Genomic DNA, 13217 nt, shown 5'->3' with positions numbered 1-13217 from the left:
TCCGGCAAGACTCCCTCGGTGGCTCGTTTAGATATGAACGTTCTTGACGCGTCGACAGTAACTCCGCGCGGCGCGCACGTGACGGAGAGGAGAGGTCCGCCGGCGTGGCGTGAATAGGGGTGTCGACGCCTCGACTTTCACAAGATCCCTTATGTAGGGTTCCAGTCATTCACCGCTTGACGGGGAGCGGCGAGCAGCCTCTGTACTGGTCCGGACCATCCGGCGCCTGTCCGGCGCCGGCACACGACCGGCGCGGAGACTCGCCCGGCACCGCCCCCGCCGCGCGGACATTCTCGCGACACACGTGACCCGACACGGGGGACCTTCATGCGGTTCCAGCTTCTGGGGCCGCTCAGCATTGCGCAGGGCCCCGAGACGGTGGTTCTCAAACCGTCCAAGCCGACCAGTCTTCTCGCCGCGCTGCTGCTTCATCCCGGCACCGTGGTTTCGATCGACTATCTCCTGCGCGCCGTTTGGGACGAGGAGCCCCCCACCACCGCGCGAGCGGCACTCCAGACGTGTGTGCTGCGCCTGCGCCGGCTTTTCGAGAAATACGGCATATCCGCGACGAGCATCGAGGCGGTGCCGGGCGGATACCGCATGCGCAACGACACCGACACCCTCGACCTCGTCCTGTTCCGGTTACTGACCGCCCGCGCGCGGGCCGCCGCCGGAACCGGCGAGGAGCTGTACCGACTCCGGGAGGCCCTCTCCCTGTGGCACGGACAGCCCCTGTCGAACGTGGCCTCGCGCATGCTCCAGCGGGACGCCGTGCCCGCGCTGGAGCAGGAGCGGCTGCGGGTGCTGGAGCGGGTCTGCGATCTCGAACTGGCCGCCGGCAACTGCCACCAGGTGCTGATCGACCTCTACGGGACCACGCGCCGGCATCCGCTCCGCGAGCGCTTCACCGAGCAGCTCATCGAGGCCCTGTACCGCACCGGCCGGCAGGCGGAGGCCCTGGCCGAATACCGCGCGGTACGCGACCGGTTGCGCGAGGAACTCGGTGTGGACCCCGGCCCCGGCCTGCGGCGCCTCGAACTGGCGATCCTGCGCTCCGAGGAGCTGGGCGGTCCGACCGCCCGCGCCGGGAAGGTCGAACCACCGTCGCCCCGGCCCGTGTTGACGACGACGGCCCCGTCGCCGTCGCCGTCGCCGTCGACCGGCGGGTTCCCGCCCGTGCCGGGCTTCGCCGGGCGGGAGGCCGACCTGCGGGCCATGGCGCTGCGCCTCACCGACGCCGACGGGCCCCGGCTGGTCGTCGTCTCCGGAGCACCCGGCATCGGCAAGTCGGCGCTCGCGCGGCAGAGCGCGTACGCCGCCCAGGGGACCTTCCCCGGCGGCGTGTTCGACGTGGACCTGGCCCGCCCGGACGGGAGCCCGCTGGACGTCGAGGAGGCCCGCAAGCTGCTGCCCGATCCCGGCGGCGGCGAGCGGCGGCTGCTGATCCTCGACAACGCGTCCGGCGCCGGCCAGGTGCTGCCGCTGCTGTCCGCGACGGGCGCCGCATCGGTGCTGGTGACCAGCCGGCGCGCGCTGGCGGCGGTCGTCGCCACGCACGGCGGCGCCGTCCACCGGCTGGACGTCCTCGGACCGGCGGAGGCCCTCGGGCTGCTGTCCGGGCTCGTGGGCGCCGGTCGGATCGCCGCCGAGGAGCGGGCCGCGCGCGAACTGGCCGCCGTGTGCGGGTACTTCCCGCTCGCGCTGCGGATCGCCGCCGGCCGACTGCTGACCCGGCCCGCGCTGTCCATCGCCGACTGCGCGGCCTGGCTCGCGGAGGACCCGCCGGGCCGGCTGGCCCTCGCGGAGGATCCCCGGCTCTCGGTGCCGGAGGTCCTGGGCCGGGCCGTCGCCGCGCTGGAGCCCGAACCGCGGGCGGCGTTCCTGCGCTTGGGTGCGCTCGACCCGGGTTCAGGTCTCGCCACAGCGGGGAGCGAGACCGTCCTCGAACAGCTCGTGGAGGCGGGGATGTTGGAGGACGGTCCGCCCGGTCAGCCCTACCGGATCCACGCCTTCCTACGGGTCTGCGCGCGGTGGCTGGCACGGGAACGCGACAGCGCCGCCCTGGCGCCCTCCACCTGCGCCTGACCCACCCCGCCCGGCCCGCGGCCCACCGCGGCCGAGCCCCTGGGACCCGTACGCCCGGACCGGTCACCCCGGTCCCCGTCCGGACCCCTCGCCCCACCACCGGCATTTCCCACCTCACGCCGCCCTCGCCCCACCCAGACCGCATCCAGAGGTGTTCCATGTCCCACGCCAGCTACCAGGCCGTCGCCTCGACGCGGCCGCGCATCCGCCGTGACGTGCTCTTCACCGAGACGCCCGACGGGGTGCTGTTCCACAACTCCGACGGCGGCTTCCGCCTCACCGCCCGCACCGCGTACCGCTTCGCCACGCTGATCGTCCCGCACCTGACGGGCGAGTACTCCGTCGCCGAGATCTGTCAGGGCATGGGCGATCCGCAGCGCGCGATGGTCGGGGAACTCGTCAAGACCCTGTACGAACGGGACTTCGCCCGGTCCGTCGAGGAGGTCGAGGCGGCCGCGGCCACCGGCCGGGCGCCCGCCTCCCCCGACGTCGCGCGTCGCTTCGCCCCGCAGATCGCCTACGCCGACCACTACGCCGACGACGCCGAGGCCCGCTTCCTGCGCTTCCGCGACACCCGCGTCGCCGTCCTCGGCACGGACGCCGTCGCCCGGTGGTGCGCGCTGAGCCTGGTCCGCAACGGCTGCGCCGTCGTCGGCGTCCTGCCCGGCGCGGACACCGAGCAGGTCGAGGCCGAGGCCGCCGAGGCCCGCGCCGACGGCTGCCCGGTGGAGATCCGTACCCTCCCCGCCGACCACGCGCCGTGGGAGTGGGGGCAGTTGGCGCAGTACGACTTCGTCGTGGTGACGGGCGGCCCGGCCGCGCCGGCGCGGCTCTTCCCGCTGCTGCGCGCCGGGATACCCGAGGGCCGGAGGCTGTTGCCCGTCTGGTCGTACGGCGACGACGCGGTGGTCGGCCCGCTGATGGCGCACGGGACGGCCGGCTGTTGGTCGTGCGCCGCGCTCAGGATGGGTGCGGCCCGCGATGGTGTGGGGGCCGCCGACGTGTGGAGCTCCCTGGCCCTGGCGGAATCCGCGCTGCCGACGGCGTCGGTGCCGGGGCGGCCGCTGGCCGCGATGCTCGGCAACCTGCTGGGGTACGAGGTGTTCCGGGCGACCTCGGGTGCCCTGCCGGCCGAGACCGCCGGGCGGCTCCTCGTCCAGGACACGGCCTCGCTGGACGTGACGGCCGAACCGCTGTTCCCGCACCCCCGTTGCCCGTTCTGCGCCCCGCCGGTGGAGCCCGCGGCCGAGGCCGTGGACCTGGCGGCCGCCGGCGCCTCGGGTACGCCCGCGCTGCCGACCCTGGAGACGGCCCGCGAAGCCGACGAGCTGGTCGAGGAGTTGAACCGCCGCTCCACCATCGTCCGGCCCCGGGCAGGCGTGTTCACCGGGTACGCGGACGAGGAGCTGACGCAGCTCCCGCTGAAGCTGGGCGTGGTCGAACTGGGCGTCGGCCACGCGGGATCGCGCGCGATCGCCGCGTTCGACATCCATCACGTCGCGGGTGCGCGGATGCGGGCGCTCGACGCGGCGGCGCTGGTGTACGCGGAGCACGTGGTGCCCGCCCGAGCCCTGGCCGGCCCCGAGGGGCGGGGCGGGGCGGGTGAGCCGGTGGTCGTGGCGGCGCTGGCGACGGCCTCCGGGATCCCGGGCGAGCCGGCGGCGTACCAGCGGGCGGTGTCGCTGCTGACGAAGGAGCCCGTCCTCGTTCCGGCGGGCGCGGTACGGCCGTTCGGCCCGCACAACGCCGACCGGCTCTTCGAGCGGACCCGGGCCGGCGCGGGCGCCGGTCCCTCCTTGGCCGACGCGGCCGCCGCCGGACTGCTGTCGGCGCTGGGGCACGCGGCGCTGCTGCGGGCCGTGCGCGGCGCCGCGGCCGGTGTGGTGCCGCTGCCGGCGCCCGACGGTGACGACGCCGAACTGACCTTCCTCGTACGGTCGGCGGAGCGGCTCGGGATGGCGTCGCCGGAGCTGCTGGACCTGGGCGAGGGCGAACGGAGCGGGGCGCAGGTGTTGTTGGCCCGCTCCGGGGAGCGTTGGGCGCTGGGCGAAGGCCTGGACCGGCGTACGGCGGCCGTGGCCGCGCTGCGCGAGCTGCTGGGCGCGGCGCAGTACGAGGCCGACGGGGCGGGTCCGGGCGGCCCGGCCGACACCGGTGATCCGCTGCTGCGCGACCTGGACGCCCGCGCGCTGAGCGCCACGGGTGCGGCGGCGCCCGTGACGGCCGGGCCCGGCGTGTCGTGGGCGCGGGTGCTGGAGCGGCTCGGGGACGCGGGGCTCGACGCGTACGCGGTGGTGACGGGGGCGCCGGAGCTGGCGGAGGTCGGCATCCACACCGTGCGGGTGCTGCTGACGGCCGTGCGGGAGTCCGGCGATGAGGCGTAGCGGCCGGGGCCCGTCCGTACGGGTCGACGCGACCGTGGCGGACGGGCTCGGGGCCGCGGCCGCCGAGCGGTTCACGGCGCTGCTGGAGCGGGCGCTGAGCGAGCTGGCGGGGCCGGGCGTGGCCCTGGGGGTGCTGGGCGTGCGCGACGCGTTCGCCCCGGCGGACGGAGCACCGCACGCCGCGGGGCCGCACGCAGAGGCACCGCACGCCGCGGGGCCGCACGCCGCGCGTCCGGAGCCGGTCGTGCCGGTGCGGCTGTACGGGTACCAGGCCGTGGTCGGACCCGTGGGCGGTGGTGACGGCGCGGCGGGCTGCGCCCGGTGCCTGGAGCGGCGCTGGCAGGCCGTCCGGTCGGTGGCGTTGCGGGACGCCCTGGAGGTGGGCGGGGCCACCCGGGCGGCGGGCGGCTGGCCGTACGCGCACGCCTTCGCGGCGGACGCGCTGGCCGCGCTGGTCGTGCTCGCGGCGTCGGCCCCGGTCGGCGACGCCGTCCCCGTCTTCCCCGTGGTCCGCTCGCTGGACCTGCGGACCGGCGCCGTGCGCGCCTACCCGCTGGTGCCCGATCCGGAGTGCCCGGTGTGCGCGACGCCCACCGTGGACGCGCCGGCCGCGCCGGAGCTTGCGCCCGCGCCCAAGTACCGGCCGGGGGTGTTCCGTACCCGTCCCGTGGAGGCGTACGGGATCGAGGTGGCGGCCTTCGCGAATCCGCTGTGCGGGGCGCTGGGGCCCTCTCTGGTGCAGGACATCTCCTCCACCTCCACGTCCGCGACCATCGGGTGCTTCTCGATGCGGTCGGGCGAGTACCTGCGCGAGACGTTCTGGGGCGGGCACACCGATTCCTTCGAACGCAGCGCCCGGGTCGGGGTGTTGGAGGGGCTGGAGCGGTACGCGGGAATGCGCGCGCGGGCGCGGACCACGAGCGTACGCGGGTCCTTGCGGGAGTTCGCCGATCAGGCGGTGGATCCGCGCCGGGTCGGCCTGTACAGCGAGGAGTTCTACCGGGACAACCCGCGCGTGCGCCCCTTCGACCCCGACCGGGAGATCCCCTGGGTGTGGGGCTGGTCGCTGCGCGATCAGGCGCCGCGCCTGGTGCCGGAGGTGCTGACGTACTATCACGCGCCGGGGTTGGAGAACCGGTTCGTGCAGGAGAGCTCCAACGGTTGTGCCTCGGGCGGGAGTCTGGCCGAGGCCGCCTATTTCGGCCTGATGGAGGTCGTCGAGCGGGACGCCTTCCTGCTGGCCTGGTACGGGCGACAGCCCCTGCCGGAGATCGACCCCACGACCAGTACGCGGGCCTCGACACGGGCGATGGTCGACCGGCTCGCCCTCTACGGCTACCGGGCGCGGTTCTTCGACACGCGGATCTCCTTCCCGATCCCGGTGGTGACGGCCGTCGCGGAGCGCTTCGACGGCGGCATGGGCCGGATGTGCTTCGGCGCCGGCGCCGGACTGGATCCGGAGTCGGCGTTGGACTCGGCGCTGTGCGAGATCGCCACGGACGCGGTGAACCTGCCCGGCCGCACCGAGCGCGAGGAGACCCGGCTGCGGGCGATGGCGGCCGACTTCTCCCTGGTGACCGCGTTGCACGACCATCCGCTGGTCTACGGGGTGCCCGAGATGGGAGCCCACGCCGACTTCCTGCTGCGCTCCCCGTCACCGCACCCGCCGCTGCGGTCGGTGGCCGAACTGGCCGCCCCGCAGCCGGTGTCGGACGACGTGCGCGAGGACCTGGCGCGGTGCGTCGAGGCCGTCGCCGCCCGGGGGTTCGACGTGGTGGTGGTCGACCAGACCACGCCCGAGCAGCGGGCACTGGGCCTGCACACGGTGAGCGTGCTGGTGCCGGGGCTGCTGCCGATCGACTTCGGTTGGTCGCGGCAGCGGGCGCTCGCCATGCCCCGGATGCGGACCGCGCTGCGCGAGGCGGGGTTGCGCGAACGGGACCTGGAGCCCGCCGACCTCCATGTCGCCCCGCATCCCTTCCCCTGACGCGGCCACCGACCCGTCCACACGAACCGAGGAGGACCCGTGGGCCACGCCCATGACTACGCGAGCGCCATCCTGCACCGGGGCCGGATACCGATGGAGCCCGTGGACTTCGTGCCCGACTGGGCCGATCGCCCCCGCAAGGCGAAGTTCTACCCCGGAGCCGAGACGCTGCCGCTGCCGGAGCCGCCGTCGCCCGTTTCGTCCGGGGAGCCGGGCCCGGTCGGCGGGGGCTTCACCCTGCCGTTGCTGTCCGGGATGCTGCAGGACTCGTACGGCCTGATCGGGCGGCGGCTCGGCGTCCAGGCCAACACCGACCTGGCCGCTCTCCCCCACTACCCGCAGGCCAACTGGTCGCGGGGCACCGCCTCCGGCGGCGGCCTGTACCCGGTCGGCGTGTACTGGGCGGCTGGCGCCGGCGGCCCGCTCACCCCGGGCGTGTACCACTACGCCCCGCACCGGCACGGTCTGCGCCGGCTGCTGACGGGTGACGTCACCGGTGACATCCGCGAGGCGCTGGGGGCAGAGGGGGCAGAGCCGTCCGGCCACGCCCAGTACCTGCTGCTCAGCGTCAAGTACTGGCAGAACGCGTTCAAGTACAACAGCTTCTCCTTCCACGCCGTGAGCATGGACATCGGTACGGTGATCCAGACCTGGCGGCTGTGGGCGGCGGAGCGGGGTCTGCGCATCGCCCCCACCCTCTGGTTCGACGAGGAGCGGCTCGCCTCCCTGCTCGGGGTCCTTCCCGAGGAGGAGGGGATCTTCGCCGTGGTCCCGCTGGAGTGGGACGACGCCGCCCGCCGGCCGTCGGACGACGTTCGACCGTCGGGGTTGTCCGTACGCCACCGGGACTCCGAGCGCTCCCGGACGGTCCTGACCTTCGAGACCCTGCGCCGGATCCACGAGGCCACCCTCGGCCGCGCCGCCGACCGTCCCAAGCCCGGTGCGCTGGACGCGGCGGCCGCGTTCGCGCCCCGGGGCGGGCGGCCCGAGCCGTTGCCGACGCCCGCCACCCCGCCGATGGGGCCGCGGCGGCGCGCGCGCGGCGCAGCAGCTTCGGACGGTTCGACGCGACCCGGCCGCTGGGGGCCGACCGGTTGGCGGCGGCGCTCGCCGACTGCGCGGCCACGTCGGTGGGCAGCGAGGCCGAGCGCCCCGACGGGCCCCGGCTGACCTCGCTGTACGCCTTCGTCAACCACGTCGAGGGCGTCGCCCCCGGGACCTACGCCTACGACGCGGACGCCCACGCCCTGCGCCTGGTCGTGCCGGGCGCCCCCGGCTCGTTCCTCCAGCGCAACTATTTCCTGTCCAACTACAACCTGGAGCAGGCGGGCGCGGTGCTGGTGCCGACCGTACGGACCACGAAGGTCCTCGACGTGGTGGGTGATCGCGGGTACCGGCTGGTGGGCGCCACGATCGGCGCGGTGGCGCAGACCTTCTACACCACGGCGGCCGCCCACGGGCTGGGCGCGGGCGTGGCCCTCGGCTTCGACAACATCTCCTACGTCGAGCACCTGGGGCTGACGGACACCGACGAGGCCCCGCTGCTGGTCATGCTGCTCGGCCACGAACGGCCGCGGCCGGCCGACTTCCGCCACGAGATCGCCTGACCGGGCGACGAGAGAAGCAGGAAGACAGGATGAAGACCACCACCGAGTGGCGGGCGGGCGAGCGGTTCATGCTGCGCGTGGCCGGCCTGCCCCTGGCCTCGGCCGACGCGTTGCGCGCCGAGGCCACCCTCCGTTGGGCCGAGGACGTACTGGCGGCCGAGGAGGCGCTGCGCGCGGACGCGCAGTGGCTGAGCGAGGCGCTGCACCGCGCGGTCGGCGCCACCGATCCCGAGCCCGGCGGGCCGGGCGCGGCCCGGCGCCGGGAGCTGCTGGCGCTTCGGCGCCGGATCCACAACGGCAGGTTGCCCGACGATCCCGAGGCGGCGCTGCGCCTCGTGGCGGCGCCGGCCGACGCACCGACCGACGCACCGGCCGACATCCCCGACGGGGCGGCCGTGGTCGAGCGGCTGGCCGGATGGCTGCGCGGGGTCGGGGAGTCGCGGAAGCTGCTGGCCGAGGGCGACGCGCTGCTGGCCGCGGACCTGCGCGGCGGCCGGGCGGCTCTGCGCGAGCTGCTCGACGACGAACGGCTGCGACACGGGCTGCTGTTGGCCTCGCCGGTCCTCGAAGGGCAGCTCGACGCGTACGCGGCGGCCACCGCGGGCGGCGCCGAGCCGGGAGGCCGGGCCCGCAAGGCCGAACGGTCGGTGCTCTCGTACCTCTACCGCACGGCGTGCAAGACCAGCCCCTTCAGCACCTTCACGGGGGTGGCGACCGGCCGGTTCACCCCGGAGGGCGACGCCGCGACGGACTCCGGCGCGATCCGCGTCGAGGACGCGTGGAGCAGCCATGTGCGGCTGAACGTGGTCGTGTTGGCGCGGCTCGCCGAGCTGATCCTCGCCGATCCCGTCCGCCGCCGGGACCTGCCGCTGCGCCCGGCCTCGGGCTGGGGCCGGGAGGACGACCGGATCCGCTACGTACGCCGGTCCGTGACGGCCGGTGACGACGGGGCCGCCGTCACCTTCGACGCGGTCAAGGACCGGCTGTTCTTCCTGCGCCGCAGCGGCACCCTGGACCGGCTGCTCGCCCTGTTCGCGGAGCGGGCGGCGGCTTCCTCGGCCTCGGCCGGCGGCGGCGACGGGGCGGAGCCCGACCTGCGCCACCACGAGCTGGTCGACTGGCTGGCCGCCGAGCACGGGGCCTCCCCGGCCGACTGCGAGGCGTACGTCGACGCCCTCCTCCAGCTCGGCATGGTGCGGGTGCCGTGCCTGGACACCGAGGTGCACAGCGGGGATCCCGTACGCGCCTTCCAGCGTTCGCTGGCGCGGCTGGAACGGCCCTGGGCCGACACCCTCGCCGGCCTGCTGGAGGAACCCGCCCGCGTGCTGGAGCGCTACCCGCGGGCCGGGCGCGACGAGCGCGCGGGGCTGCTGCGCGCGCTGCGGGCCGGACTGCGCCTGGCGTGGACGGAGTTGGGCGCCCCGGCCGAGGCGCCGCTGCCCCAGACGCTGGTCTACGAGGACGTGAGCGCGGGCCGTGACCTGCCCGCCGCCCCGCCGGCCTGGGCCCGCGAGGGCGCGGACGGCGGTGCGCTGCGGTCGCTGGAGCGGATCCTGCCGGCCTTCGACCTCACCCTCGCCCAACGCATCACCTTCGAGGGCTTCTTCACGGCCCGCTACGGGCAGGGGGGCCGCTGCGAGGACCTGTTGGGTCTCGTGCACGACTTCCACGAGGACTTCTTCGACCAGTACCTGTCCTTCACGGCGCGGCGCACCCCCTTCGACGCGCGGGGCGAGTACGTGCCGGAGGAGAACTGGCTCGGCCTGCCCGGCATCCGGGCCCTGGACGCGGCCCGGCGGGCCTTCGTGGACCGGATGCGGGAGCGCTGGGCGGCGTACGAGGAGTCGGACGCGCGGCCGGGCCGGGAGCCGGGCGGCGGCGAACTGCGGCTGGCGGAAGCGGACCTGGACGCGGTGGCGGGCGAACTGGAGCCCGTGGTCCCCGGGTTCGCGCCGCGCTGCCACCACGTGCAGCTCGCCCGCGACCCGGCCACCGGCGAGCGGACGACGGTGCTGAACCGCTCCTACGGCGGGCTGTCCTTCCCCTTCAGCCGGTTCACGCACGTCTACGAGGACCGGGACGGCCGATCGGGCCTCGACGCGGAGCTGCGCGCGGGAGCCGACCGCGCCACCCCGCCCGGCGCCGTGTTCGCGGAGGTCACCGGCGGTCCGGTCACCACGAACCTGAACCTGCACGGGCGACTGGTCGAGTTCGAGATCGTCTGTCCGGGCGAGAGCGGCACCCTGCCGGAGGACCGGCTGCTGCGCCTGGACGACCTGTACGCGGAGCACGTCCCCGACACGGGTCGGGTGGTGCTGCGCTCGCGGCGGCTGGGCCGCGAGGTGATCCCCGTCTACCTGGGCTACCTGGTGCCGCTCGCGCTGCCCGTGGTGCCGCGTACGCTGCTGCTCCTGTCGCCGTCGTCCATGTCCCCGCTGGACGTGTGGGCGGGCGTCCCGGAGGGTGTGGCGCGAGGCGGGGTCCACGCGCGGCCCCGTGTCGTGCACGGCGACGTGGTGATCAGCCGGCGCAGCTGGACGACCACGGTGGAGCGGTTGCCGGCGCACGGGGCCCGGGAGGCCGGCCACTTCCTGGAGTGGCAGCGCTGGCGGCGTCAACACGGGCTGCCGGAGCGGGTGTTCGCCACCGTGTCGGCGGGTCCTTCGGCGCTCGGCGCGAAGCCGCAGTACGTGGATTTCGCGAGCCCGCTGTCGCTGTCCGCGTTCGAGTCGCTGCTGCGCGATCCCGGACACCGGGTGGTCTTCCGCGAGATGCTCCCCGACCCGGGCGCACTGCACACGCATTCGGCGCGCGGCGCGCACGTCGCCGAGCTGGCCGTCGAGACCTTCACCACCACCATCACAGACACCTCGGCCCAGGAGGGCGGCACCCGATGTCAGAACTGAGCCCGACGCGCGGCGCCTGGCAGGCGATGCACGTCTTCTACGCGGCCAACCCGCAGCCCCTGCTCGTGAATTGCGTGCGTCCGCTGATCGCCTCGCTGACGGCGGACGGTCTGCTGGCCGGGCACTTCTTCATCAACTACTGGCTGGAGGGACCGCACGTACGGCTGCGGCTGCGGCCGGTCACCCCGGACGCCGAGGCCGAGGTGCGCCGCCGTGCGGAGGAGGCGGTGGCGGCGTTCCTGAAGGCCCGGCCCGCGCTGTACGAGGTGGACTCCGGCTTCCTCAACGAGTTCTACAACACCCTCTTCGACATCGAGTTCCCCGAGGGCGACCGGGCGGCCTTCATGGGCCCGGACGGGCGGATGAACCTGCGCCCCAACAACTCCTGGTCCTACGAGCCGTACGAGCCCGAGTACGGCAAGTACGGCGGCCCGGCCGGGGTCGAGCTCGCCGAGTGGCATTTCGCGCACTCCAGCGACCTGGTGATGGACGCCCTCGGCGGCATGAACCTGCACCTGCGCACGGTGCTGCTCGGCACCTCCGCCCAGCTGATGATGGTGATGGCCGGCGTGTTCCTGCCCGACCGGGAGGAGCTCGGCGCGTACCTCGATCGGTACTACCGATTCTGGCACCAGGCCTTCCCCGGGACGGGGTTCATCGGCTCCGCCGAGTACGACCGCACCTACGAGCAGACCGCCCCCGGGCTCGGGCGGCGGTTCACGGCCGTACTGGAGGCCCTCGACTCCGGGGAGACGGGCCGACTGCCGGGCTTCCTCGCCGGGTGGGCCGAGCACTGCCGGGAGCTGCGAGAGCGGGCCGTGGCACTGGCCGCCGACGGGCAGCTGGTGTTCCGGTCCTGGGACGGGACGCGGGACGAGGGGGTGAGCGATCCGGCGGTGGCGTTGCCCCTGCTGCTGTCGCCGTACATGCACATGACCAACAACCGGTTGCACGTGACGATCCGGGACGAGGCCTACCTCGCGCACCTGCTGGGCCGGGTGCTGCGCGAGCACCTCGGCGTCGCCCCGGGGCCGTCGGCGCCCGCCGAAGCGGCGGAGGGCGCACGCGACGGGGCAGGGCCGGCCGGGGTGAGACGGTCGTGAGCACCGGCATGCCGGCGCACCGGCCCGCGCTGCGGCCCGGCGTCCTGCTGTCGCCGCCGCTGCTGAACGGCCCCGCCGTGGTCCACCTGGTCAAGGACCCGGTGTCCGGTGCCTCCTTCGAGGTCGGGCCGAAGGAGTTCTTCCTCCTGTCGCGCCTCGACGGCTCCCGCAGCCTCGCCGAGATCGGCGAGGCGTACGGGCGCGCCTTCGGGCGGCGGCTGGGCGAGGGGAACTGGCACCAACTGCTCGGGCTGCTCGCCGCCCGGCGGCTGCTCGTCGGCGGTCCGCTCCCGCAGCCGGCGGCGGGCCCGGGGCCGACGCGCACCGGGACCCTGCTGCGCGGCACCCTGCGGCTGGTCGCGGACGCCGACGCCACCACGGCGCGGCTGCACCGCCTGCTGCGGCCGGCCCTGCGGCCGGCGGTGGTGGGCGCGCTGCTCCTCGTATGCCTGGGCATGGAGGCGGTGTTGGCGGCGTCGGTCGGGCAACTCCTCTCGGACGTCGGCTGGTTGCTGGCGCGGCCGGTGCCGCTGCTGGCCGTGGCCTCGCTGCTGTGGCTGAGTACGGCGCTGCACGAGTTCGGGCACGGGATCGCAGCCCGCCATGTCGGGGGCACGGTCGGGGAGATCGGCCTGCGGTGGCGGCTGCCCGTCGCCATCATGTACTGCACCGTGGAGAACTACCGCTACCTGCCCCGGCGTCGCCAACAGCTGGTCGTCGCCGGCGCGGGCGCCTTCGCCAACCTCCTGTTCCTGCTGCCCTTCCTCGCCTGGTGGGCCGCTTTGCCCCCGGGCGACGCCACCGGCCGGGTGCTGGGCGCGTTGCTGCTGCTCGGCAGCGCGCAGGCGCTGGTGAACCTGGTCCCGCTGCCGCCGCTGGACGGCTACACGCTGCTCGGGCACGCCCTGCGCGTGACCCGGCTGGCTCCCGCCAGCTCGGCGTACCTGCGGCTGCGGCTGCGCGACCGGGCGGCGGCCGAGGCGTACCCGCCGCGCGCCCGCCGGCTGTACGCGCTCTACGGGGTCGGCTCGGCCGTGCTGGTCCTGCTCCTGGTGGCGGGCCTGGTGACCGGCGTCGTCGTGGCGGTGACCGCGTGAGCAGCCCTCCGCCCCCTGTCGACCCACTGCCCGTACGTCCGCCACATC

General features: G+C 75.0%; 6 protein-coding genes and 1 pseudogene. All 7 read left to right on the top strand.

Going from position 1 to position 13217, the window contains the following annotated elements; translation table 11 throughout:
• Positions 1-327: 327 nt before the first annotated feature.
• The 7 genes and pseudogenes from M4D82_RS30685 to M4D82_RS30655 all read left to right on the top strand — a co-directional run bounded on the left by M4D82_RS30685 (position 328) and on the right by M4D82_RS30655 (position 13169).
• Entirely contained in the window at positions 328-2085 is a 1758-nt protein-coding gene (locus M4D82_RS30685) for an AfsR/SARP family transcriptional regulator (RefSeq protein ID WP_249770542.1), read from the top strand.
• 158 nt (positions 2086-2243) lie between these two features.
• A complete protein-coding gene (locus M4D82_RS30680) occupies positions 2244-4469 on the top strand; it encodes a TOMM precursor leader peptide-binding protein (protein ID WP_249770540.1) in 2226 nt (741 codons plus the stop codon).
• Positions 4459-6456: a TOMM precursor leader peptide-binding protein gene (locus tag M4D82_RS30675; protein WP_249770538.1), complete on the top strand. Its 1998-nt coding sequence runs from the start codon at positions 4459-4461 to the stop codon at positions 6454-6456. The genes M4D82_RS30680 and M4D82_RS30675 overlap by 11 nt, the downstream gene beginning before the upstream one ends.
• 39 nt (positions 6457-6495) lie before the next feature.
• Positions 6496-8063: pseudogene (locus M4D82_RS30670) on the top strand (SagB family peptide dehydrogenase).
• A gap of 29 nt (positions 8064-8092) precedes the next feature.
• The gene (locus tag M4D82_RS30665) at positions 8093-10969 is read left to right on the top strand and encodes a lantibiotic dehydratase (RefSeq protein WP_249770536.1); all 2877 of its coding nucleotides are present in this window, start codon (positions 8093-8095) and stop codon (positions 10967-10969) included.
• Positions 10957-12072, top strand: coding sequence for a lantibiotic dehydratase C-terminal domain-containing protein (locus M4D82_RS30660; protein ID WP_249770534.1), 1116 nt, complete (start codon positions 10957-10959; stop codon positions 12070-12072). The genes M4D82_RS30665 and M4D82_RS30660 overlap by 13 nt, the downstream gene beginning before the upstream one ends.
• Positions 12073-12080: 8 nt before the next feature.
• On the top strand, positions 12081-13169 hold the full coding sequence (locus tag M4D82_RS30655; RefSeq protein ID WP_249772314.1) for a zinc metalloprotease: 1089 nt from the start codon (positions 12081-12083) through the stop codon (positions 13167-13169).
• The last annotated feature ends 48 nt before the right edge of the window (positions 13170-13217 follow it).

The sequence above is a fragment of the Streptomyces sp. RerS4 genome (genome assembly GCF_023515955.1).
In the GTDB taxonomy this organism is placed as follows: domain Bacteria; phylum Actinomycetota; class Actinomycetes; order Streptomycetales; family Streptomycetaceae; genus Streptomyces.
The sequence above is the reverse complement of the archived record's forward strand: the minus strand, read 5'-3'. Positions and strand labels throughout refer to the sequence as shown.